The 21,453-nt window shown below is 63.6% G+C and carries 22 protein-coding genes and 1 pseudogene; 18 read left to right on the forward strand and 5 right to left on the reverse strand.

Features of this window, described 5'->3' with window-relative positions; all coding sequences use genetic code 11:
* Positions 1 to 725, forward strand: a pseudogene (locus PKA57_RS12480) (hypothetical protein); the annotation flags it as partial.
* 113 nt (positions 726 to 838) lie between these two features.
* On the opposite strand, the gene PKA57_RS12485 reads toward PKA57_RS12480, so the two are convergent.
* The gene (locus tag PKA57_RS12485) at positions 839 to 2,509 is read right to left on the reverse strand and encodes a ShlB/FhaC/HecB family hemolysin secretion/activation protein (protein ID WP_324301030.1); all 1,671 of its coding nucleotides are present in this window, start codon (positions 2,507 to 2,509) and stop codon (positions 839 to 841) included.
* Positions 2,510 to 3,107: 598 nt separating this feature from the next.
* On the opposite strand from PKA57_RS12485, the gene cpaB reads away from it, so the two are divergent.
* The 11 genes from cpaB (at position 3,108) to PKA57_RS12540 (ending at position 13,818) form a co-directional block, all read left to right on the forward strand.
* Positions 3,108 to 4,010, forward strand: a complete 903-nt coding sequence (cpaB, locus tag PKA57_RS12490; protein WP_324301033.1) for a Flp pilus assembly protein CpaB — start codon at positions 3,108 to 3,110, stop codon at positions 4,008 to 4,010.
* Positions 4,011 to 4,090: 80 nt separating this feature from the next.
* Positions 4,091 to 5,425 (forward strand): pilus assembly protein N-terminal domain-containing protein, encoded by a 1,335-nt coding sequence (locus PKA57_RS12495; RefSeq protein WP_324301035.1) that lies wholly within the window; start codon positions 4,091 to 4,093, stop codon positions 5,423 to 5,425.
* A gap of 4 nt (positions 5,426 to 5,429) precedes the next feature.
* Positions 5,430 to 6,629, forward strand: a complete 1,200-nt coding sequence (locus tag PKA57_RS12500) for a hypothetical protein (RefSeq protein WP_324301037.1) — start codon at positions 5,430 to 5,432, stop codon at positions 6,627 to 6,629.
* Positions 6,626 to 7,867: a CpaF family protein gene (locus PKA57_RS12505; protein WP_324301039.1), complete on the forward strand. Its 1,242-nt coding sequence runs from the start codon at positions 6,626 to 6,628 to the stop codon at positions 7,865 to 7,867. The genes PKA57_RS12500 and PKA57_RS12505 overlap by 4 nt, the downstream gene beginning before the upstream one ends.
* A 19-nt stretch (positions 7,868 to 7,886) precedes the next feature.
* On the forward strand, positions 7,887 to 8,813 hold the full coding sequence (locus PKA57_RS12510) for a type II secretion system F family protein (RefSeq protein WP_324301042.1): 927 nt from the start codon (positions 7,887 to 7,889) through the stop codon (positions 8,811 to 8,813).
* A 14-nt stretch (positions 8,814 to 8,827) separates the two neighbouring features.
* On the forward strand, positions 8,828 to 9,766 hold the full coding sequence (locus PKA57_RS12515; protein WP_324301043.1) for a type II secretion system F family protein: 939 nt from the start codon (positions 8,828 to 8,830) through the stop codon (positions 9,764 to 9,766).
* On the forward strand, positions 9,763 to 10,476 hold the full coding sequence (locus PKA57_RS12520; RefSeq protein WP_324301045.1) for a tetratricopeptide repeat protein: 714 nt from the start codon (positions 9,763 to 9,765) through the stop codon (positions 10,474 to 10,476). Before PKA57_RS12515 ends, PKA57_RS12520 begins: the two co-directional genes overlap by 4 nt.
* A 23-nt stretch (positions 10,477 to 10,499) precedes the next feature.
* Positions 10,500 to 10,751: a hypothetical protein gene (locus PKA57_RS12525; RefSeq protein WP_324301047.1), complete on the forward strand. Its 252-nt coding sequence runs from the start codon at positions 10,500 to 10,502 to the stop codon at positions 10,749 to 10,751.
* A 172-nt stretch (positions 10,752 to 10,923) separates the two neighbouring features.
* Positions 10,924 to 11,133: a Flp family type IVb pilin gene (locus PKA57_RS12530; protein ID WP_324301049.1), complete on the forward strand. Its 210-nt coding sequence runs from the start codon at positions 10,924 to 10,926 to the stop codon at positions 11,131 to 11,133.
* A 22-nt stretch (positions 11,134 to 11,155) separates the two neighbouring features.
* A complete protein-coding gene (locus PKA57_RS12535) occupies positions 11,156 to 11,635 on the forward strand; it encodes a TadE/TadG family type IV pilus assembly protein (protein WP_324301051.1) in 480 nt (159 codons plus the stop codon).
* Between the two features lie 8 nt (positions 11,636 to 11,643).
* Positions 11,644 to 13,818 carry an ATP-binding protein gene (locus PKA57_RS12540; RefSeq protein ID WP_324301053.1) on the forward strand — a complete coding sequence of 725 codons (2,175 nt, stop codon included), beginning with the start codon at positions 11,644 to 11,646 and terminating at the stop codon, positions 13,816 to 13,818.
* Here the strand turns inward: PKA57_RS12540 and PKA57_RS12545 are convergent.
* Positions 13,793 to 14,563, reverse strand: a complete 771-nt coding sequence (locus tag PKA57_RS12545; RefSeq protein WP_324301055.1) for a response regulator transcription factor — start codon at positions 14,561 to 14,563, stop codon at positions 13,793 to 13,795. The two genes, PKA57_RS12540 and PKA57_RS12545, sit on opposite strands and share 26 nt — an antisense overlap.
* A gap of 341 nt (positions 14,564 to 14,904) precedes the next feature.
* Between PKA57_RS12545 and PKA57_RS12550 the strand changes: the two genes are divergently transcribed.
* Positions 14,905 to 15,078 (forward strand): hypothetical protein, encoded by a 174-nt coding sequence (locus PKA57_RS12550; protein ID WP_324301057.1) that lies wholly within the window; start codon positions 14,905 to 14,907, stop codon positions 15,076 to 15,078.
* A gap of 36 nt (positions 15,079 to 15,114) precedes the next feature.
* Here the strand turns inward: PKA57_RS12550 and PKA57_RS12555 are convergent, their stop codons facing one another.
* A complete protein-coding gene (locus PKA57_RS12555) occupies positions 15,115 to 15,570 on the reverse strand; it encodes a Rap1a/Tai family immunity protein (protein ID WP_324301059.1) in 456 nt (151 codons plus the stop codon).
* A gap of 315 nt (positions 15,571 to 15,885) precedes the next feature.
* On the opposite strand from PKA57_RS12555, the gene PKA57_RS12560 reads away from it, so the two are divergent.
* The 3 genes from PKA57_RS12560 to PKA57_RS12570 all read left to right on the forward strand — a co-directional run bounded on the left by PKA57_RS12560 (position 15,886) and on the right by PKA57_RS12570 (position 18,966).
* Positions 15,886 to 16,587, forward strand: coding sequence for a hypothetical protein (locus PKA57_RS12560; protein ID WP_324301061.1), 702 nt, complete (start codon positions 15,886 to 15,888; stop codon positions 16,585 to 16,587).
* A gap of 542 nt (positions 16,588 to 17,129) precedes the next feature.
* Positions 17,130 to 17,654 carry a PAS domain-containing protein gene (locus PKA57_RS12565; RefSeq protein WP_324301062.1) on the forward strand — a complete coding sequence of 175 codons (525 nt, stop codon included), beginning with the start codon at positions 17,130 to 17,132 and terminating at the stop codon, positions 17,652 to 17,654.
* 190 nt (positions 17,655 to 17,844) lie between these two features.
* On the forward strand, positions 17,845 to 18,966 hold the full coding sequence (locus PKA57_RS12570; protein WP_324301063.1) for a methyl-accepting chemotaxis protein: 1,122 nt from the start codon (positions 17,845 to 17,847) through the stop codon (positions 18,964 to 18,966).
* A gap of 49 nt (positions 18,967 to 19,015) precedes the next feature.
* Here PKA57_RS12570 and fdxA read toward each other — a convergent pair whose 3' ends face one another.
* Both fdxA and PKA57_RS12580 read right to left on the reverse strand, forming a co-directional pair.
* Positions 19,016 to 19,357: a ferredoxin FdxA gene (fdxA, locus tag PKA57_RS12575; protein ID WP_324301064.1), complete on the reverse strand. Its 342-nt coding sequence runs from the start codon at positions 19,355 to 19,357 to the stop codon at positions 19,016 to 19,018.
* The gene (locus tag PKA57_RS12580; protein WP_324301066.1) at positions 19,354 to 19,803 is read right to left on the reverse strand and encodes a hypothetical protein; all 450 of its coding nucleotides are present in this window, start codon (positions 19,801 to 19,803) and stop codon (positions 19,354 to 19,356) included. Before PKA57_RS12580 ends, fdxA begins: the two co-directional genes overlap by 4 nt.
* Positions 19,804 to 19,983: 180 nt before the next feature.
* Between PKA57_RS12580 and PKA57_RS12585 the strand changes: the two genes are divergently transcribed.
* Entirely contained in the window at positions 19,984 to 20,340 is a 357-nt protein-coding gene (locus PKA57_RS12585) for a metal-sulfur cluster assembly factor (RefSeq protein WP_324301068.1), read from the forward strand.
* On the forward strand, positions 20,322 to 21,452 hold the full coding sequence (locus PKA57_RS12590) for a hypothetical protein (RefSeq protein ID WP_324301070.1): 1,131 nt from the start codon (positions 20,322 to 20,324) through the stop codon (positions 21,450 to 21,452). The genes PKA57_RS12585 and PKA57_RS12590 overlap by 19 nt, the downstream gene beginning before the upstream one ends.
* Position 21,453 lies beyond the last annotated feature (1 nt).

The following is a 21,453-nucleotide window of genomic DNA, read 5'->3' on the forward strand; positions in this document are numbered from 1 at the left end:
GCGACAACGCCATTTCGCAGATCCTCGGCACCTCGCCCGATGGGACCAGCCGCGGGCTCGTGCCGGAGCTGGCCGCGGCGGCGGCTGGCGATCCGAATGCGGTGGTGCTCAATGGCGGCCTCGGTGTGACGGGCTCGGACGGGCTCCTCGCCGATCTCACGGGCGCCGATCTTGGCGGCGCGTTGCTGGGAGGCCAGGGATTGATCCCGGCCGGTGTCGCGGGCGGCAATGACGGCCTTCTGGGCGCCGTGCTCGGAAACCATGTCGCCGATCCGCTGCTGGCGCCGGTGGCGCAGGCAATGCCCATATCGACGCTCACCGACGGGCTCTCGCAAGTCCCGCAACTCGGCGTGACGGGAACGGGCGGTGTCGTCGCCTCTCTGCTCGGCACAGACCTCCTCGGCAATCTCGTCGGAACGCAAGGCGCCGCGCCATCGGTGCTGGCCGGCGGATCGTCCGGCGCCATCGGCTCACAGATGCCGGCGGGCGACCCGCCGCTCGCGCCCCTTGGCAGCGGCGCCTTGCAGGCGCTTGATGTCCTGGCGGGCAATGCGCCGAGCCCGCTCGGCGGAGCGCTGCCCGCACTGCCGGGCCTTCCGGCGGGCGGGTCGGCCGCGTTGCCCGGAACGGGCGCCCTGACAGGCGGCCTGAGCCCGGTGACGGATGCGGTGAGCGGCCTTCCCGGTATCGGCTCGGCCCTGGGTGGGCTTCTCGGAAAGCCGTGATGGCCGGAGAGCGGACGCTTCGCGCATTCGCTCTTCCCCCCGCATTTCAAAACTGAAAAGCCCGAACCTCGGTTCGGGCTTTTTCTTGTCGCGCGAGTGCGATCGCTTTTCCGTCAGAGCCGGACTTCGACCGAGAAATAGAGACGCGGGTCCCTGTTGCCGCGAGACGCCACATCGCGATTGAGCGGCTTGTCGAGTTCGACGCCGATGGCGAGCCACTTCCGGTTCGAGAAAGTCGTGCCTATGCCGGTGGAAACGAGTTGCGCATTGCCCTGCTGATCGACGGGCTTGTTATAGACATGCGAATGATCGACGAATGTGTAGGGCGTGATCGTCCAGCCGCCGAGCATTTCGCTGTCGAGACGGTATTGAAGCTGGATCGAGCTTCCATAGCCGCTGTCGCCCGAAACTTCCGAAGTGTCGTAGCCACGCGCGAAACGCGCGCCGCCAAAGGCGATTTCCTCCGAGGCGTAAAGCGAGTCTGGGCTGTACTGGCCTTCCACGCTGCCGGTGACGGCAAGCTTTTCGGTCAGCGCATAGGACAGGCTGGCGCTGGCATGCGCCTTGAAGAAGCGGGGCTCCGCTCCGAGACGTGAGTGTACGCGGTTCTCGGGCCCGCCACTGAATATGCTGAAGCCTTGCGTGATCCGCAGGCGCGTGCCGAAGGATGCGTGGGTTCCGATGCGTGCCGAGTAGCTCGCATCCGCATAGGCGGCGCGTATGGCGTCTTCCGAAAAGCGCACACCGTTGAGATCATTATGGGCCTGCGTGGCATAGATCCCGGCCGTGCCGATGAGGTTCTGCTCGATCGAACGGATGAACGGATAGCTGATCGCCGCGTCGATGCCGCTGCTCATGCCGTCGAGATCGAATATCGAGGGAAGGTTTTCGGCGCGCGACTTCGCATAGGACGCGCCGATCGTCGCCCGCATGCCATCGGAGCCTATGAAGGTCGAATAGGCGAGACGGAAAAACTGGTTCGTGCTGATCTGCGGGGTGGCGAGCACTGTCATGGAAAGCTGCTCGCCATTGCCGAGCGCGTTGTTCACGGAGCCGGTGAGGTAGGTCTGAAAGGGCGTGCTGCCGAGATTGGCCCGGTTGTCGAGCGTGGTGTCGAGCGTGAAAAGGTCATGCTCGGCCTTGAGCGCCATGGTCGCTTCGCCGGTATAGATGTTCATTCCGGTGAGCTGCCCGCCGACCTTGACGCCGGGTGTGTCGCTGATGAGCAGAAGATAGCGTTCGAGCGTCGCCTTTCTGAGCGGCCTTTCCGCGCTGATGCGCTTGCTGAAGCTCTCGATGCTCGCGCGCACCGCCTCGCTGTCCGTTTCGATGGCGATCCGGCCGATATAGCCTTCGACAACGCGAATGATGAGCGTTCCGCCCTGCATGACCTGGGGCGGCACGAAGGCGCGTCCGAGCGCATAGCCCGCGTCATCATAGAGCTTGTTGACGCGATCGAGAGCGGCACGCAGATCGTTTGCCTTGATCGGCTTGTTGATGAGGCTGTCGAACTCGCGGGCGATGACGGCTCTGTCGATGACCGTCGCGCCCATGATCCGCACCCGCGAGATGCGGAAATTCAGAACCTGATTGGCGCCGTCCGGAAGGCCGAGATTTTCATGCAGTGTCGGCGCTTCGCGGCGCGGCAGTTCGGGCGAAGGCAGCGGCGGCGCCAGAACGCTGCCCGGTGCCGGCGCGTTGAGCGGAGAGGGCGCGGCGAGCGCCGGCTGCGCAGCAAGAACGCAGCCTGATGCGACGGCGATGAATTTCTTTCGGATCGACATGCTCCCTCCGCTGAACGATCTTCGCGCGCGTCTGTCCCGCATTGGGCGGGCGGCGGCGGAAAAATCGTACAGGCGGCGGAGCCAGGAAAAAGACGAATCCTGTCTTTAATCTGGATAACACGGGAAGCAGTGTGCGATCCTTGTCGACAAGTGTCGAAACGCGTCAACACTGTCTTGTTTGTGCGTGGGCGGATGGCTGGTCGTCGCCCGGAACATTCGGCACGCGCACTCGCTGCCTTAAAAAGCGACAAAACACGCATCGAATTCGCAAATCCACAATTATATTGTGGTGAAGTCTTCAGCTCACCACGCCATCCGGTGACGGAGTATTTTGAAATTCATTCCCATAAAATTGAAATAACCGTCGGCCTAATGATTCGTGGGCGTTGCATTCGCGGCGGCCAATGCCCCAAATATGTTTACACTTCGATCTGCCATGCGCTCCAATGTGGATATTTTCTTGGTCGCTAATCAATTCGTAGGCAATCTGGTGTCAGATGGCGCGAAGTGAAATCGTCAGTTCTTGTGCCCCGACGCCATTGAGTGGAGTGATCCTGGCGGAGGATACCCGTCCATAGAGTGATGAGGGGGTGAGACGATGAGATTTGTTCAGAGGATCCAAAGGAACCCGCTGACACTTCTCTTTCTGGGGATGGCGCTCATTCTGGCCGCCGTCGCGCTCGTCTGGGTCAATGTCAGTACGCGGCATGCAGGAAGCCGGGAGGCGAGCGCCCCGGCTCATGCCTCGCCGGAACGGATTTCGACTGCAACCATTCTCTTTGCAAAACAGGAAATCCGACGCGGAAGCGTCGTCCGGCCCGATGATCTCGAGCTTCGCGAAGTGGCGGCACCCGCGCCATTGGGCAGTTTCACAGACGCGCCGCCCGTCATCGGTCGTGTCGCGACCAGCGATATTCTCCCCGGCCAGATCGTCCTCTCAGGCGCGCTGAGCGAGGAAAAGGTTGCGGCCGGCGTTGCCGCCCTTGTTGCGGCGGGCGAGCGCGCCTTTTCCGTACGCGTGAGCGAGGATCAGATCGTTGGCGGCTTTCTGCGCGTCAACGATCGCGTCGATGTCTTCGTGACGCTGCCCGGTGCGCTTCGCGCGCAGGGCGCCGATCCGGCGCATGGCGAAGGCGATCAGAGCAAGAGCGCACTTCTCCTCCAGAATATCGCCGTGCTCGCCGTCGGTGAGAAGCTCGTGACGAGCGGGCCGGACGCGCTCAACGGTGTGCGCACGGTTACGCTCGCTGTTACGCCCAATGCCGTGGCGCGCCTGGCGCTTGCAGACCGGCTCGGCAGGATCGCGCTCGCCATCCGCAATCCGTCCGACAGCGAGGTCGCGCCGCAGGGTCTGGTCGGCCTGTCCGATCTCGATTCAATGTCGCCTGATCTTCGCGCCGTTGCCGCTTCGACGGTGAAGAAGGAGGGCGCGGCATCGCCGGGGCATCGGATCACGATCTATTCAGGTGCGACCACAACGAGCGTCACGACGGACCGTTGAGAAGCCGCGTCCCATGCGGCCGAACCATGGAAGTTGAAATGCGGTATGTAGAAAATTCGTGGCGCAGGTCTCTTTCCGTCATGGCGGGAATTGCCCTGCTGCTGAGCCTTTGCGCCGGAGCGGGCGCCGCGCTGGCCGCGCAAGCGGCGGCCATGCAGGTCCCGCTCGGCGGGCAGAAGATACTGAAGCTCGATCAGACCGTCGACCGCATCGCGATCAGCGATCCGAAAGTCGTGGACGTGAAGGTGGTGAATTCGCGCGAGCTGCGCTTGCTGGGGCAGAATTCCGGTTCGTCCGATCTCACTGTGTGGTTCGCGGGAGGTGGCCGCAGCGTCTCCTACCGATGTGTCGTCGGTGCCGATCTTGCGGGGCTCGAAGCGGCTCTCGCCGCCGATCCGTCCTTCGCCGAGGTCAAGGTGTCGAACACGGGCAAGACGACGGCGCTGAAGGGCAGGGTCTACAGCCTTGCGGATCGCGCGCGGCTCGGCGATCTCGCGCTCGGCTATGTCGGCAAGAATGTGAACAACATGGTCGAGATCGCGGATCAGCGCATGGTGGCGGTGGAAATCCGCTTCGCCGCCGTGCAGGTGAACACGCTGAAGGCCCTGGGCCTCAACTTCAGGACGCTCGGCGGCAATTTCGAATTCGCCTCGACGACGCCGAATTCGGTCGCGCCCACCTATACGAACGGTTCGGGCCTGAACCTCAACCCGACGCTCCCCGTCGCCGAAGCCTTCAATCTTCTCCTGTCCTGGCCGGGCTCGAACAATTTTCTCGGTGTCGTGAGCGCCTTGAGCGAAGCCAATCTCGCCCAGATGCTCGCCGAACCCACTCTGCTCGTGCGCAGCGGCGAGCAGGCCGACTTTCTGGCCGGCGGCGAAATTCCCATACCCGTTCCGCAGTCCGGCGCGACGAATGGCGCGATCACCATCCAGTACAAGAAATTCGGCGTTCAGCTCGGCGTTGAGGCCACTGTGCTCGAAAATGACCGCATCGTGCTGAAGGTGAGCCCGGAGGTCAGCGAACTCGATCCGGCAAACGGCATTTCCATTCAGGGGTTCAAGATTCCGGCGATCAGAACGCGATCGACCAGAACCACGGTGGAACTCGGAAACGGACAGAGCTTCGTGCTGGCGGGCCTCATGTATAGCAGCTCGTCCAATCTCGAGGACAAGGTGCCCGGGATCGGCGACCTGCCGGTCATCGGAAATTTCTTCAAGACGACGAACAACAGCCGCCAGCGGCAGGAACTGATCGTCATCGCGACGCCGCATCTCGTCTCGCCCATGGCGGCAGGAGGCGTTCCGAAACTGCCGGGCGAAGGTCTGCCGAAATATGATCAGAGCTTCGGCAGCATGCTGCTCAACACATCCCAGCTCGACGACCATATCGTGCAGTACGGATTGATGAGGTAGGAAGATGCAGCGGTTGCTTCTCATTTCCAGCGACCAGGCGCTTGGCGACAGGGTGAAGCGCGCGCTCGATCAGGTTGCAACGGTGCTGCGCGCGGATCCCATCCTCGACAACATTCCAGACACGGCGAAACAGTTCGGCCCGGCGGCCGTCATCGTCGACAGCGAGGCGCGCACAGGCGCACAGACGACTTACGAACGGCTCCACGCCATCCGGCAATGGTTCGACCCGGAAACGCCCGTCATCGTCGTCGGCAATGAGATGGGCGCGCAGCTCATCCTCACGGCCATGCGCGCGGGCGCGCAGGATTTCATCGACCGGGACGCCAACGACCGCGAGTTCAAGCTCGTCCTGCTGCGGCACCTGACATCACGCATCGGCAGCGCGAAGGCGGAGCGCGGCCGCATGGTTGCAATATTGAGCGCCGCGCCGAACGACGAGTGCCGCGATCTCGGCGTGAATATCGGCTGTACGCTCGCGGCCTCTCGTCCTGCTGATGGCGTGATCCTCGTCGATCTTTCCCTGCCTGCGAGCGATGCCGGGATTGCGCTCGGCATCGACCTCCAGTTCCGCGTGAACGACGCGGTGCGGGAGATGGCGCGGCTCGACCGCGCGCTTCTCGACGGCGCGATCGCGCGCTGTCCGCGCTCCGGCCTTTATGTGCTGCCCTTGTCGCTCTACGGGGACGACGACGGCTGGGCCGTGGACATGCAGGACCTGCGGGCCTTGCTCGAAATCCTTCAATCGCTCTACGAGGTGACGATCGTGAATTGCGGGCCCTTTTCCCGCAATGAGGATCTGATCGGCCTGCCGGCGGCGAGCGCGGCGATCCTCCTTTCCTGCAATCAGCGCCTCACATCCATCAAGGCGACGGGCGAGCTTCTGCGCAGGGTCAACGCATTGCGCCCCTCGGCGCTGGAGCCCCGTCTCGCCGTGCATGAGATGGCGCCAGCACTCACCCCCTCATTCGCGGAAATCTGCGATGCGCTCGGCACTGCCCACGCCATGCGGCTTCCTGCGAGATGGGACGGGCTCGCCGAAAGCGTCAATCGCGGCGTGCCGCTGAGCCTTTCAGGGCCGTCGGAATATGCCGATCAACTGGCGAGGGGTCTCGCCGAACTCGGACTGATGCCCGATGCCGCCCGTCGGACGCAGGATGCGCCGATGCGCGTCTGGGCGCGAAAGCTCATGGGGATCCTGCCATGAGCAAGCCCCTCGAGCCCTATGATCGCGTCTCGCTGAGCGCCGCTTCGGCCATCGGCGTGTCGGATCGCTATCAGCAGATCAAGTTTCGTGTCTTCGATCTGACGCTCGAATATCTGGAACAGCAGGGCGTTCAGGGCGAGGCCATCCCGCGGGCCGTGCTTCAGGACGAAATCGCCAGAGCGATATCCGTCGTCCTGATGTCGCGCGGCATCGCGCTCAATCTGATGGAGCGTGCCCAGCTCATCGAGGACGTGCAGAACGAGATCGTCGGCTTCGGCCCGCTCGAACCGCTTCTCAACGACCCGGAAATCGACGACGTCATCGTCAACGGTCCCAACAACATCTATGTCGAGCGCCGGGGCGAGCTGGAGCCTGTTTCGGCGCGCTTCCGCGATACGACGCATCTGATGAACGTCATCCAGCGCATCGTCAGCCCCATAGGCCGCCGTGTCGATGAAGGCACGCCCTACGTGGACGGACGCCTGCCGGACGGGTCGCGCGTCAATGTCATCATCCCGCCCGTGGCGCTCGACGGGCCCATCGTCTCCATCCGCAAGTTCAAGCGCACGCCATTGACGGGCGAGGACCTTGTGCGCGGTCAGGCGCTGACGCCGGAGATGCTGGCCTTTCTTTCGGATGCCGTTCGCGGCAAGCGGAACATTCTCATCTGCGGCGGAACCGGCTCCGGCAAGACCACGCTGCTCAACGTGCTCAGCTCCTATATCGGCCCGAAGGAACGCCTCGTCACCATAGAGGATGCGGCGGAGCTTCAATTGCAGCAATCGCATGTCGTCAGGCTGGAAACGCGGCCCGCCTCGCTCGATGGCGCGAGCGAAGTGAGTTCGCGGGACCTGCTGCGCAACGTCCTGCGGATGCGGCCGGACAGGATCATCCTCGGCGAGGTGCGCTCGAGCGAGGCAATCGAGATGCTGCAGGCGATGGGCACCGGACATGACGGGTCGATGGCCACGATCCACGCCAACGGCCCGCGCGATGCGCTGGAGCGGCTCGAAATGCTGATCGGCCTTCATGGGTTCTCGGCCGACCTTCAGGCGGTTCGCCGTTTCATCTCCGGCGCGATCGATATCGTCGTGCATGTCCAGCGCCAGACCGGCGGCATCCGCCGCATCGCCGCGATCTGCGAGGTGACGGGCATGGAAGGCGCGACATATTCGATGCGCGAGATTTTCGCGGCGGGAGAAAAGAAGGAGGGGTTCCAGAGCCGGCGAATTGTCTAGCCGGACCGGAAGCATGGGCATGCTGAAGATCGTTACGGCAATGGCGGCTGTTCTCTGTCTCGCGGGCGGTGTTCTCGCCGTCGCGGAGTGGCGACGCGGAATAAGGGCGGCCACAACGAGGCAGCGCCTGTCCGAGCTTGCGGGCGACCGCGAGCTGCCAGCGGCAAGTCCCGCACTCGCCGCCCGTCTGCGCGACATCGACAGACTTCTCCCGCGCTGGCTCGTGCGCCGCCTGTTCCAGGCGGGTATCGCCGTCAATGGCGCGCGCGCATCGTCGGCGCTTATCGGGCTTTCGTTGGTCTGGATCTTCCTTGCCGTCGCTCTTGGCCCGGCTGCGGCAACGGTGATCGCCGTCACGCTCGTCGCCGTGGCATTCGGCGTCGTCGACTACATGGCCACCCGGCGAATGGATGCACTCGCTGCCGCGACGGCCGGGTTCTTCGACAGGTTGCGTCAACTTCTGATCGTCGGGAACAGTCTTTCCGTCGCGCTCGCCCGCGCGACCCAGTCTTCGCCCCCGATCGTCGTCGAGTTCTATTCGCCGACCGTCCGGCGCATCGCCAATGGCGCGGGCGTCGCCGAAAGCGTCAATCAGCTCGCCGACGATCTCGATCTGCATGAAGTGCGCCTTCTCGGCACCGCCATCGAGACGAACCTCCGCTTCGGCGGCTCGCTGACGGCCGTGCTCGCAAATCTGATCGAGAATATTCATCGGCGCGCCGTGGTGGACCGCGAGGTCCGCGCCAACACGTCTCAAATTCGCGCAAGCGCCTGGACCCTGGGACTTCTGCCTCTGGTTGCAAGCGCGCTCGTGATGATGACGAACCCGGAATATATGGAATATTTCATCCGCGAACCGGCGGGCCACAGGATGCTCATCTATGCCGCGATTTCCGAGGCGATAGGCATCCTGCTCATGCGCTCGATCGTTCGCGTGACTTATTGACGGAGGTGGCCGTGATGCTGACCGTCTTGCCGGGGCTGAACTGGATCGTGGCGGCGCTCTCCGTCGGCGCGGGGGGCTTGGCCATTCTGATCTCGGCGTCGGCCATCATCCGGCAGCGCAGCTCGGGGACGCGGCTCGCGATACTGATGGGCGGCGAACATACCGGCCGAAATATTCTTCATCTGTCGATTGAATGGCTCGAAAGGGCGGGGCGAAAGCTCTCCGGCGAGACGGCGACAACGAGGCAGATCCGGCACGAGCTTGCGAAGGCTGGCTATTTCTCGCCTGCGGCGCCATATGTTTTCCTTGCGCTCCGCCTCCTGATCTCGTTCGCGGCTTTCGTCTCGATTCTGATCTGGCGCGGCGGGCAGGACGTCGACCTCCTGTTCGCGCTGATATTCGCCTTTTTCGTCTATCGCTGTTCGCTCATCCTTGTGAAAGTCGTGGGTGAGCGGCGCGCGCGGCGCATCCAGCGCGAACTGCCCTCGGTTCTGGACCTCATTCTGATGGTGCTCGACAGCGGCGTCAGCATCGATCAGTGCCTGCACTATGTGGCGAGCGTGACGGCCCGCTCGGCGCCGACGACCTCAGCCGTTCTCGTCAAGCACATAGCGGATGTCGATTCAGGTCTGCCATATGACGCGGCGCTCGACAGGCTTGGCCAGCGCCTCGCGGTCGATGAAGGCGTTGATTTCGCAAGCCTTCTCAAGCAGGCGATGTTTCATGGCGGCGAACTCGGGCCGAGCCTCCGGCGCTACTCGACGGAGCTTGCGGAACGGCGCCTCTCCCGCGCGCGGGAAGAAGGCGGCCGCCGCGCGACATATCTGACCATGGTGATGGTCTTCTTCTTCGTGCCGGTTCTGCTCGTCGTGCTGCTCGGTCCGGCGGTCGTCGATGTGGGCGACACGCTCCGCTCGGTCGCGGTCAAGGCGCATAAGGTTCAACCGAAATGAAAAGACAGATACGCATTCTCGTTGCCGCATCCCTGTCGCTGCTTCTCCTTGGCGCTTGCGACAAGCACACTCTCGGCGCGATGGACGCGCTCGATTCCTCGGGCAATGCGGCAGCGCCTCTTGGCGACGCATCATCGGCCACGCTCTATCTGACCATCGTCGAGGGGCTGATAGATCAGGGGCGATATCGCGCCGCGCTCGGATATCTCGATCAGTATGCAGTGGCGGAAACGAAGACCCCGCGCTACCTGCGGCTGCGCGGAGAAGCGCTGCTTGGCGTCGGGCGCTACGACGAAGCCGCGGTTGCATTCTCCGATCTCACGGGCACGGAGCTTGCCGCCGCGGGCTTCAACGGGCTCGGCCGCGTGGCCGCGGCGAAGAGCCTCTGGCCCGATGCGGAGAAGAATTTCACGCAGGCCGTGGCCGCCCGCCCGTCGAGTGCCGACTATCTCAACAATCTCGGCTTCGCGGAGCTTCACCTTGGCGGTGACGCGCTGCCCCGGGCCGAATTCAATTTGCGCCAGGCACAGGAAATCGACCCGTCATCGGTGTCGATCCGCAACAATCTCGTGCTCGCGCTTCTGATGGCCGGCAAGGACGACGAAGCCCGGCAGATACTCGACAGCATCGAGATGCCGCGCGAACGCGCCGCGGTGCAGAAGTTCGCCGTGGACTGGGTTCGCGCCCGGCAGAAATCGAAGCTCGAATGACGGCAGAGGGAAGGAGATAGAAGATGAAGCGGCTGATCGGAATTTGCATCTTCCCGTCGCTGGCTTTCTGTCTGGTGGCCTGCGCCATGCCGCCGCCACAGGAGTCCGCTCAGGCGGAGCAGGTGATGAAAGCGCAGCTCGCGGCCGCAGCGCCCTCGAAAGACGCGGCGCCCGCGATGAGCGGCGCCGAAGCCGAGCGGATTTACAGGAACTATCTCGACGGGATCGGAAAGCCGCTGGAACCGCGCAACAGTGACAGCATGGCTCAACCCTGACGAGGGAGCCGCGACAGCGGAGCGCGCCAATGACATTTCGCTTCGCTCACACAAACCGAAGAATGAGCACAATAGCTCACACGGAACGGGAGTAGCCTGAGGGAGGACATGCAAGAGAGAGGATGTGCCGCTGCACAAGGGCCTTGGCCCTATAGCCAAATGGAGGAGAGCAGTGTTTACGTCGAACTTGAAATCCGTTGCAAAGCAGTTTTTCGCGGACGAGAGCGGCATTTCCGCCGTTGAGTACGGTCTGCTTGCCGCCGGTATCGTGGTCGGCCTCTGGGCGATCGTCGGCGGGACTGGAGGGATCGGTTCGAGCCTCAAAAGCGTCTTCACGTCGGTGAAGACCGATCTCGCATCGGCCGCACCGGGGACGCCCTGATGTGGCTCCGGATCGGGACCTCATGACACGAGACCTCGACAGGACGGTGGTCGGTGCGCGCGGTATCCTTGCGCGCACCGCGCATCGCGCTCTGGCCGATCGGCGGGGCACGGCCGCGATCGAGTTTGCGATCGTCGCGGCCGTCTTCCTGATGATCCTCTTTGGCATCGTCTCTCTCGGCTTTCAGTTCGCGACGCGCATCGCGCTGAGCTATGCGGTGGCCGAGGGCGGGCGCGCAGCGGTCGGCGGGATCACCGATGCGGAACGGTCGACGCTCGCGACCTCCGCGATCACCTATGCGCTCAATGCCTATGCGCCGCTCGTCGATCCGGCGCGGGCGACTGTCTCCGTCACCAATATCGGCACGACCGGCGCGGGCAGGGTGATCCGGATCAGCATCGCCTATTCCGACCGGCGATTTTCAAACCTGCCTTTCGTTCCCGACTTCACCGACATGCCGCCTATCTCGACGACATTCATCGTTCGGGATCCGGCAGGATGAGGCGGCGGATGGTCGAAACGGTGTCAGCCGGGCAACGGCAAGCGATGGAGGGCGACAGCGAGCGATCACCGCAGGTCGATCGCGCATTCGTCGAGATCGCGCTTCGTATCTCGGGCATCGACGATGCCATGGAGCTACGACAGGCGCTCGCGGAAGTCGCCGGTCTCCTTTCCGCTTCCGACCATGGAACGATCTACGCGCTTTGCGAAGTGAGCGCCGAGCCGAGCGTGCGCCCCGTTATCGCCTGGCAGGCGGGAGGCGAGACATTCGGCCTTGCGGAGGATGGGAACTTCGCGGCCTGGTTCGCTCGCGCGCGGCAAAATCCGGGAGAGCTGGAGCCGCTGAGCGGCGGGCGCGGAGCAGGGCTTCTGTGGAAGGTTGCTTCCAGTGCGGGCTGGGAGAGCCATGCCGGGCTCTTCGTTTCGGGAGAGCCGCCTTCGGACGAAAAGGCGGAGAGGCTGCGCGCCATCGTGAAACTCGTCGCTCTCGCGCTCGGCCGCGTCGCGCGTGGTCGCTTCGAGAAGTTGAGGCAGCGCCGCCTCGTCGAGAGCAATCAGGATGCCTTGTCCTGGCTCGAGCTCGGTGTCGATATCGTCTGGGAGGCGACGAGCGCCGGCGTGATCCGCTGTCGCCGCATCTTCAATAGGAGAAGCGATATCGCCGCCGCGATCGAGGGCAGAAATCTCGATTCCGTGATCGTGGGCGCGGGCGGCAGAAATCTTTTCGATCTCCTGTGCGCGGAAGGGCGCGTCGCTCGCCTGAGCGCGAGGTTCGACGCCGTGCCCGCCATCGAGGGTCAGAGATTTCATGTCTCGGGCTTGAGGCGGGAGGCGGATAGTGCGCATGACCATGCCTTTGTTGGTACGCTGAGTTGCCTTCACATGCGGGCCTCGTCAGGCTTTGCGGATGAAGCGGCGACGGCGCTGACGCAGGTTCGCGCATCGCGCGCGCGCGAGGAGCAGATGCGCATCGAGGCCGAGGCCATGCTCGAAGGCTTGCGCCTCCTGCTCGCGGGCTCGACATCGCGCGAGAAGCTGGCCCGGCTGACGGCGCTGCTTGCAGAAGGGATCAGGGCCAGCGACGCCATGATCATCGAGGCAGGGTTCGACGGGCAGCTGCGTATTCTCGCGCCTTTCCGTTCGACGCTCGATGCGTCCTATGCGCCGATTGCAAGAACCTTGGCGCGTGACCTCGCCGAAACCTCGTTGAAACTTTACGGCGGCGAGGAGGAGATGGGCGAGGCGATCCGCTATCGCTTGGGGATGGAGGGCGAGAATTTCCTGGCTCTCGCCCTGCCGCTCAGGTCGCAATCGGCCTATTTCCTCTGCGCCTCGCGCGGCGATTTCGGCCCCGCCGCCATTTCCTTCGCCGAGCGTTCCGGCCTCCTGTTGCGGCAGGCTCTTCTGCTTCGCGAGGAACAGGCCCAGCTTGCGCAAACCGCGAAGATGGCGGCCCTCGGCCAGATGTCGGCGAGCATCGCCCATGAACTCAAGCAGCCGCTCAACACCATCTCGCTCGCCACGCAGAACCTCGAAGCGCTTCTCGACCTGCCGAACTTCACGCCCGCCATGGCGGAAGCGAAGATCGCGCGCGTTCTCGCGCAGGTCGAGCGCGCATCGAATGTGATAGATCGCATGCGCCGCTTCGGCCGCAAGAGCATTGGCGATAACGAGCCGGTCGAGTTGCTCGAATTGGCCGAGGGCGTCGTGGCGATGATCCGCCATGTGACGGACCACGCAGGCGTTGAAATAACCTTCGATATAGCGCCCGGCCTCTCCGTCGAGGCGGATCGTCTCCAGATCGAGCAGGTTCTTGCCAATCTCATCCAGAACGCAGTCGACGCCATTTCGGGTGTCGGCGCCGAAGGACAGGACGCTGATGGAGAGCGCGCCATCCGCATTGCGGCCATGGAGGCCGATGACGGCATGATGGTCGAATTGCGCGTCGAGGATAGCGGGCCCGGCTTCCCGCCCGGGATCATCGAGCGTGTGCTCGAACCCTTCTTCACCACGAAGCCGGCGGAGCAGGGCACGGGGCTCGGGCTTGCCATATGCGATGCGATCGTGCGTGAAAGCGGCGGCCGGCTGACGCTCGGCAATCACGCGCGCGGCGGCTTCGTCTCGCTTTGCCTGCCGCGCGCGGCGGAAGATCGCGCCGTCACGTCTCGGACGGAAAGCCTGTAAAGAGATATCCCTTGCCGCGGATCGTCTTGATCACCATTGGATGATCGGGATTGGGCTCGAGCTTGCGGCGCAGTTTGACGACGATGCTGTCGAGGCTGCGATCATAGGGCTGCCACTGCCTGTTGAAGACGCGGCGGCAGAGATCTTCCCGCGTTTGCGGCCGGCCTTCATGGGCCACGAGTTCGATGAGGAGGTCGCATTCCGCGGTCGTGAGGGGGACCAGCTCGCCTTCCGGCGACAGGAGGTTCCGCCGCACGGGATCGAAGTGCCAGGAATTGCCGTCGCTGCCCTCGGTCTTCGGGGCATTGGCCTTCTGTGCATTGGGGCCCGATCCGCCCGAGCGGCGCAGAAGCGCGCGGATGCGCGCGAGAAGTTCGCGCAGATTGACCGGCTTCACGATGTAGTCGTCGGCGCCAAGCTCTAGCCCGACGACCTTGTCCGTCGTTTCGCCATGGGCCGTGACCATGATGCATGGCGTCGAATGGGTCTGCCTGATCTCGCGCAGAAGGTCGAAGCCATTATCCTTGCCGAGCCAGAGATCGAGCACGATGAGGCTGAAGCGGTGCTGCGCGCAAGCCGCAAGCGCGGAGCGCGCATCATGCGCTTCCGAAATCGCAAAGCCGTGTGCCGACAGATATTCCCGCAACTCGCTGCGGATCTCGGGGTCGTCATCCACGAGCAGGAGCGAGGCGGTGCCTTCCATCGGACCTTCGCCGGTGCCGATTGATGCGCTGGATGGAAACATGGCCCCTTCCTCCCTCATGACGTGCTGGCCTGATCGATCGCGGTAAACGGAAACGCTCTGACGCAACGCGCCGGTGCCATCGTTTCTGTGTCCAGATGCAGCCGGCCTGAAAAAAGAAGTCGAGATCATGCTACGCCCCCTATCATTAAGAAAATTCTGACCCATGACCAGATGGCGCGTGGATCATCTTCGCGTCGAACGCGGGTCCGGCCAAGGGGCAGCAGGGCCGCTGCCACCAATTGCTACAGATTTCCACAGTCCTTCCCTCCGAATTCGCCCATCTTGAGATTAACGAATGCGTCGAACCGGCAGCATCGGCGTCGAGAGAGGAGGCACGGATCATGAGAGACAAGCCTGTGGCATGTGACGAAGATCTCACGCCGCTGGATGAGAGCCTGAGCGATCTTGGCGATGCGGTTAAGAGCCTGAGCGACACCGAATTGCGCGATCTTCTGGTGGCCTTGCTGTCCGAATGGCGCGACCGCTGCGGCATGGAGCAGGGCTTTACCAACTGAGCCGATGAAGCGCGTGGCATGTCTGCCATGCACATTTCATTGTGCCGGCAGGCCCGAGGCTCTTGGCTCGTTCTGGCTCGTTTTCGCATTGGCGCGCGAGCAGGAGTAGCCCCATGCGAGGCTCGTCGTCAGATCGACGCTGGCCGGCAAGTCCCTGATTTGGGGCCTTTGCTGAAGAAGCGCCAGGAAAAGGAGGCGCACCTGCTCCCCGCTGATGCCGTTCGGCGGAAGGCAGAAGGGCGAGGACGTCATTCTCGTCCTCACAAGGCCGTAATGGCCGAGAAAACCCTGAATGTAGGAACCGCAGACAAGCAGGCGCTCGCGCTCCGCCGCGGTTATGCTTCGGGCGTTGGCAGGGTTCGCGCAAACCTGCTCGAGATCGGAGCCTGTCTGAAGGTAGTAGTGCTCGCCGGCCTCCGTCGTTGCGCCGGCCTGTCCCGTAATGAGAAGCGCCATCGCCGCGATTCCGAAAAACATTTGAACTCGCTTCATCGTCCTCTCCCCTTCGTCATACGTCCGAGCTGGTCATCACCGCATCCCGGCGGGTGAGGGCGACTCTATCAACTTGGCTCAGACAAGTTTTTCGCAATTCGTGCTGTTTTGTGATCGGACGTGAAGCGCTGCGAGCCCGATGCCGCTCGATGACGGCGAGGCCGCTGTCACGATCCGCCGGGGCCGCCGGACATCCGTTTGCGGACGAAACAAATCCCTACCTAAGCCCACACGCCTCTACACCTGAAGTCGTCGGCCTCGGCGTAACGTGCACGCATAGGTTCACCCCGCATCCGGGAGGAGAAGATGCAAGGAATGAAGCGCGTACGAAACGCACTGCTCGCCACCAGCGCCATGGCGCTTCTTGCCGCTTGCGCAAGCGACGGAGCAGGAACGGCCGGCGGCGGCGGCAATGCGGGTCCGCTCGCCTCGGTGCCCCAGCTCGGCGTGACTGGCAGCGGAGGAGTGACGGAGGCGACCGGCCTTGCCGCGCTCACCGACCCCATTCTGGGAACGGATGGGGTGCTCGGCGGTGGCACCAACGGGCTCATAGGCGGCCAGGTTCCAGCCGATCAGCTCACGCCGCTGTCGAGCCAGTTGCAGCCCGTGGCGGATCAGGTGGCGGGCGCGCTCCCACTTGATATGGTCACCGGGCAGATCCCCGCTCTGGGCGTCGACGGGAGCGGCGGCCTCGTGAGCGATCTGACCGGACAGGATCTGCTGACGCCGGTTGTCGGCAGCACGGGCATTCTCGGCGGCACGCTCGGCGGTGGCGACAGTGGCGCCATTGGCAACATCGTCCCCGCCGATACGGTCCCGAGCCTGCCCTTGGACGGCTTGCCGGGGCTTCCCGCCCTGCCGGGCGTTCCGGGCGGCAGCGGCAGCGATCCGCTCGCGCCGGTGACTGGCGCGCTGGCAACGGTGACATCGACGCTCGGTGGCGCAACCGGCGGCGGCTCCGGCCCGCTGGCCCCTGTCACGGGCGTGCTGGACACGGTGACAGGCGCTCTTCCCTGACAATCTGAACGAACCCATGTGGTGCGGAGCGAGGCGGACAAGATCCGCCTCGCTTCATTTTTGCCTGCTTGCAGGTCGAGAGGTGAAAGCAAAAAAGAAGCGCCCGTATCCATGATACGAGCGCTTCAGTCTCGTTTGAGGGCAGGGCGGCATGCGGAGCCCCTGGTGGGGGTGAGGGATGCTGCATCAAATTCGAGGCGAATAGCTCAAAATGATTGTCAGCAGGGCCCCGTATACGCCGCGCCTCAACGCGAGAGCACTGTCATCATGATGGTGGGCATCGCCGGCCAAGTCCATCGGTATTACAAAAAATTACACTTGATCGAACGTGTGCGGAATATCGCGAGAGCGGAGAGTATTTCGAATTCGAAATACTGTTTGCGCATGGGGTAATTCGTCGGTTCTTTTTCCGGCATGTCTCCCATTTCTCCTTGCGGTGCTGAATTATAACCCAAGTCATAGAAATTCGAATTATCCGTTTACGGATTCTTCCGGAACAAAGAGGCATTTTGTGTGCATCGAAAAGATCGGGGGGTCTGGAGATGGCAAGGATCGAAGTGGCGCCGTCGGGGCGGGAAAGCCCTTTCGGTGAAGACGAAATCATCGTCAGCAAGACTGATCTGAAAGGCAGGATCACTTACGCGAACGATGTGTTTCTCCGCGTTTCGGCTTATTCGCTCAATGAGGTTGTGGGCGCGCCGCACAGCATCATCCGGCATCCGGAGATGCCTCGATGCGTCTTCAAGCTGTTCTGGGACACGATTGCCGCGGGCAAGGAAATCTTCGCCTATGTGCTCAACATGGCGAGCAATGGCGATCACTATTGGGTTTTCGCGCATGTGACGCCGACCTTCGACGCAAGCGGCCATGCAGTCGGATACCACTCGAACAGGCGCAAGCCCGATGAGGCGCAGATCGCGGCCATTGCCCCCCTCTACAGATCGCTCTGGGAGATGGAGCAGGGCGCGCGCGGCCGCAAGGATGGAATGCGCGAGGCAAGCGAAAGGTTGAATTCGTTTCTGGCTGAAAAGGGTGTGGCCTATGACCGCTTCGTCTTTTCTCTCTAGGTCGTGGCGCCATGAGCGCCTGTCCGCGGCATCGAGGACCGGGCTCCTGATCGGCGCCGGCGCGACGGCCTGCATGGTGAGCGGCATCTCGGTTGCTGCTGTTCCTGCCTATGGCGGGATTTTGGCCCTGGCGGCCGATGGTGTCGCGCTGCTGTGCCTGGCAGGGGCTGGCTGGTCCTTGCGCGATCTCATGGCAAAGATCGACCGCGCGGCAAGCGTCTGCATGGCTGCGGCCCGCGGCGATCTCGAAGCCCGCATTCTCGAGGAGCCGGATCGGGGCGTGGTCGGCCGCCTTCAGCACGGCATCAACGGTCTTCTCGATGTCGCGGACGCCTTTGTCCGCGAGGCGCAGGGCTCGATGCATTATGCGAGCGAGAAGAAGTTCTTCCGCAAGGTCCTCCTGCGCGGACTGCCTGCCTCGTTCCAGAATGCAGCGCGTGTCATCAATGGCGCCGTTGAGATGATGGAGACGAACACGCATGAGTTCTCCACTTTCGCGAAAGTGAGCGTCGGCGGCGTTGCGCGCAGCGTTGCCGATGCGATGACGGAAATGCGGGCAAGCGCGGAAGCGCTGGCCCGGACGGCGACGGATTCGGACTCGCGGGCCGGTGCGGCGGCCAATGCCACGCGCTCGGCATCCGAGAATGTTCAGCGGGTCGCCTCCGCTGCCGAAGAGCTTTCTGCTTCCATCGCGGAGATCGGCCGTCAGGTGGAACAATCCTCCGGCATCGCGGCGGCGGCGGTCGCCGAGGCGGAGGGCACGAACATGAAGGTCAAAAGCCTCGTCGATGCGGCGGAGACGGTGACGAAGATCGTTCATCTCATCAACGACATTGCGGGCCAGACCAATCTTCTCGCGCTCAACGCGACCATAGAAGCCGCGCGCGCGGGCGAAGCGGGAAAGGGCTTCGCCGTCGTCGCGAATGAAGTGAAGGAACTTGCGGGACAGACGGCAAAGGCAACGGAGGAGATCACCGCTCAGGTTGCCGCCATTCAGGCCGCGACGGGCGAGGCCGCAGGCGCGATCCAGAATATCGGCCAGACGATCGGGGACATCGACAAGGTGACGGCGGCAATCGCGGCGGCGATCGAGCAGCAGAGCGCGGCGACGGAGGAGATCGCGCGCAACATTCAGGCGGCAGCGGCCGGAACCGAAGAAGTGCTGCAGAACATCGTCGGCGTGACCGAGGCGGCAGGAGCAACGGACGCCGCCTCGCGTCAGATGGTCTCTGCCGCCCTCGACATTTCCGGGCAGGCCGAGCGCCTCAACGCCGAGATCGAGGTCTTTGCGGAGAAGGCGCGCGCGGCCTGAGCGCGGCCCGAGCGTGGGGCAGCAGGGGCGGGCTGAGAAGGGCGGGGGCTCAGTCGCCTTCGCCCGGCGCCTCGCTGAAATATTTCTCGAGCTTGCCGGTCACGCCATCCATCTCCTTGGCGTCGGCGGGCGGCTCCCTCTTGCGCGTGATGTTCGGCCAGACCTGAGCATATTTCCGGTTGAGTTCGAGCCATGCCGCCGTCGCGCCGGCATTGGTGTCCGGAATGATGGCCTCGGCGGGACATTCCGGTTCGCAAACGCCGCAATCGATGCACTCGTCGGGATGGATGACGAGCATGTTGTCGCCTTCGTAGAAGCAATCGACGGGGCACACTTCCACGCAGTCCATATATTTGCAGCGGATGCAATTGTCGGTGACGACAAAGGTCATGATGCAACTCCCTGAAATGCAGGCCCCGGATCGAGCGGCGAGAGATGCGCGGGAGTGGGGCCTGCCGCTTCGGCATCTTCGCGGCGGGAGGCGCGGCCTGCCCACGCCTTCACATCCTGCGCTGCAAGCGCGCGGAGCGCCCGCAGCCGCGTTTCGAGTTTTGTCCGCGCGTCTTCGCCCGCCACATGCGCGACCGTGCCGAAGAAGAAGGGCTGCATGATGCGCCCCGTCGTTCCCCTGTTGTCGCAGATGAGTTCGAGAAGGTTGCGCGCCACGGGCGAAAACCGCTCGGGCTCGGCCGAAGGATCAAGGAGCTGGCCAAGCGCCTCCTCCACCCTTTGCCATTTCTGCGCGGCGATATGCGTCAGCACATTGCCGAGATGAGGATGCCGCCTGAGCGCCGCATAGAGTATTTCCGCGAGGGAGTTCAGTTCCGGGCCTGTCATGTCGACAATCCTTGAAGGTGCCCGCGTGGACCGCGCCGGGTCGCCATAAGAAGCATATTAAATGCTATTTATACCTGAGGGAGGCAGGCCGCAAGCGTCGGATTGCCGCGCCCGATATCCGTCATTGATAAAAAGGCATATCGTTAGCATGTTAAATGGGGTCGGGAGATGGAGAAAGGCATGAGCGGGACGATTGCCGAGGCGGATGTTTTCGATGCGCTGCGCGATGTCATCGACCCGGAACTCGGCGTCAATATCGTCGATCTCGGACTCGTGTACCGCGTGGCGACCGGCGGCGGCGCGATTGCGGTCGACATGACAATGACGACGCCTTCATGTCCGCTGGGAGACTATCTGAAGGATGAATCGAGATCCGCGATCCGTCGCCGCTTCTCCGGCGTCGGGACGATCGAGATCAATCTTGTCTGGTCGCCGCCCTGGAGCGCCGAACTGATCCGCGAGGAAGGCCGCCGCGCGCTGGGCTGGCCGGAGGAAGAGCGAAAGCCGGGCTATAGCGCATGGACGCCATCGGACTGAGGCGGCAGGAACTGGAGACGGCGCGGCGCGGATTGGTGGAACGCCGGGCCTTCCGCTTCGCCTTTCTTGCAGCGGGCTTCGTCGCGCTCGTCAGCGCGCTTTATGGCGGGCTCATGCGCATCGGCTGGCTTCTGCCATGGCCTCCCGCCGATCTCGTCTCGGCCCATGGCGCGCTCATGACGGGCGGTTTCTTCGGCGCGCTGATCGGGCTTGAAAGGGCCGTTGCGCTGGGCCGCCTCTGGCCCTATCTGGGTCCGTTTTCGGTTGCCCTGGGGACGCTCGCCATCTGGGCTGGGGCGCCGGATATAGGCCTTGCCTTCTATGCCTGTGGCGGCCTCGTGCTCGCCGCCGCCTCCGCCTTTGTCTGGTATCGCCAGCGCGAAACCTTCACCGCCGTCATCGCGCTCGGCGCGGCCTTCTGGGCTGTCGGCATGCTCGTCTGGTGGTTGGGTGGTGACCGGGCGAGCGCCATCGTCGCGCTGATGCTTTTTCTCGTGCTGACGATCGTCGGGGAGCGGCTGGAGCTTACGCGCGTGCTGCCGCCGCGTCCGCGCGCAAAGCCCCTGTTCCGTGGCTGCGTTGCGCTCGTCCTTGCGGGCGCCGCGCTCGTGCCTTTCTGGCAGGAGCCGGGCTTGCGTCTCTTGGGACTGGGCTTCCTGTCCCTTTCCGCCTGGCTTGCGACCTATGACATTGCGCGGCGCACCGTCCGCCAGTCCGGCCTCGTGCGCTATGCGGCGCTATGCCTGTTGTCGGGTTATGGCTGGCTTGCGGCTGGTGGCGCCATTCTCCTTGCCGCGCCGGAGCCATTTGGTGGCCTTTATTACGATGCGGGTCTGCACGCGATCTTCCTCGGCTTCGTCTTCGCCATGGTCTTTGCCCATGCGCCGATCATCTTCCCAGCCGTGGTCCGTCTCCCGGTGCCGTTCCGCCCGCATTTCTACGTGCATCTCGTCCTGCTGCATCTCTCACTTCTGGTGAGGCTCGTGGGCGATCTCGCCGACGACCCCGATCTGCGCATGGCGGGCGGGCTCGGCAATGCAGCGGCGATCGTGCTCTTCATCCTTGCGACGGCGGGCTCCGTCATCGCTGCGCGCCGCGCTGCTCGCGCATGAA

The organism is Parvibaculum sp. (assembly GCF_035325945.1).
Lineage (GTDB): Bacteria > Pseudomonadota > Alphaproteobacteria > Parvibaculales > Parvibaculaceae > Parvibaculum.

Excerpts from the sequence above, each read along its gene's own strand:
- PKA57_RS12535 (WP_324301051.1), top strand. The coding sequence starts at position 11,156 with ATGACACGAGACCTCGACAGGACGGTGGTCGGTGCGCGCGGTATCCTT.
- PKA57_RS12495 (WP_324301035.1), top strand. The coding sequence starts at position 4,091 with ATGGCGGGAATTGCCCTGCTGCTGAGCCTTTGCGCCGGAGCGGGCGCC.
- cpaB (WP_324301033.1), top strand. The coding sequence starts at position 3,108 with ATGAGATTTGTTCAGAGGATCCAAAGGAACCCGCTGACACTTCTCTTT.
- PKA57_RS12485 (WP_324301030.1), bottom strand. The coding sequence starts at position 2,509 with ATGTCGATCCGAAAGAAATTCATCGCCGTCGCATCAGGCTGCGTTCTT.
- PKA57_RS12560 (WP_324301061.1), top strand. The coding sequence starts at position 15,886 with ATGAAGCGCGTACGAAACGCACTGCTCGCCACCAGCGCCATGGCGCTT.
- PKA57_RS12510 (WP_324301042.1), top strand. The coding sequence starts at position 7,887 with ATGCTGAAGATCGTTACGGCAATGGCGGCTGTTCTCTGTCTCGCGGGC.
- PKA57_RS12500 (WP_324301037.1), top strand. The coding sequence starts at position 5,430 with ATGCAGCGGTTGCTTCTCATTTCCAGCGACCAGGCGCTTGGCGACAGG.
- PKA57_RS12590 (WP_324301070.1), top strand. The coding sequence starts at position 20,322 with ATGGACGCCATCGGACTGAGGCGGCAGGAACTGGAGACGGCGCGGCGC.
- PKA57_RS12565 (WP_324301062.1), top strand. The coding sequence starts at position 17,130 with ATGGCAAGGATCGAAGTGGCGCCGTCGGGGCGGGAAAGCCCTTTCGGT.
- PKA57_RS12520 (WP_324301045.1), top strand. The coding sequence starts at position 9,763 with ATGAAAAGACAGATACGCATTCTCGTTGCCGCATCCCTGTCGCTGCTT.
- PKA57_RS12585 (WP_324301068.1), top strand. The coding sequence starts at position 19,984 with ATGAGCGGGACGATTGCCGAGGCGGATGTTTTCGATGCGCTGCGCGAT.
- PKA57_RS12505 (WP_324301039.1), top strand. The coding sequence starts at position 6,626 with ATGAGCAAGCCCCTCGAGCCCTATGATCGCGTCTCGCTGAGCGCCGCT.
- PKA57_RS12570 (WP_324301063.1), top strand. The coding sequence starts at position 17,845 with ATGGCAAAGATCGACCGCGCGGCAAGCGTCTGCATGGCTGCGGCCCGC.
- PKA57_RS12550 (WP_324301057.1), top strand. The coding sequence starts at position 14,905 with ATGAGAGACAAGCCTGTGGCATGTGACGAAGATCTCACGCCGCTGGAT.
- PKA57_RS12580 (WP_324301066.1), bottom strand. The coding sequence starts at position 19,803 with ATGACAGGCCCGGAACTGAACTCCCTCGCGGAAATACTCTATGCGGCG.
- PKA57_RS12545 (WP_324301055.1), bottom strand. The coding sequence starts at position 14,563 with ATGTTTCCATCCAGCGCATCAATCGGCACCGGCGAAGGTCCGATGGAA.
- fdxA (WP_324301064.1), bottom strand. The coding sequence starts at position 19,357 with ATGACCTTTGTCGTCACCGACAATTGCATCCGCTGCAAATATATGGAC.
- PKA57_RS12515 (WP_324301043.1), top strand. The coding sequence starts at position 8,828 with ATGCTGACCGTCTTGCCGGGGCTGAACTGGATCGTGGCGGCGCTCTCC.
- PKA57_RS12525 (WP_324301047.1), top strand. The coding sequence starts at position 10,500 with ATGAAGCGGCTGATCGGAATTTGCATCTTCCCGTCGCTGGCTTTCTGT.
- PKA57_RS12555 (WP_324301059.1), bottom strand. The coding sequence starts at position 15,570 with ATGAAGCGAGTTCAAATGTTTTTCGGAATCGCGGCGATGGCGCTTCTC.
- PKA57_RS12540 (WP_324301053.1), top strand. The coding sequence starts at position 11,644 with ATGGTCGAAACGGTGTCAGCCGGGCAACGGCAAGCGATGGAGGGCGAC.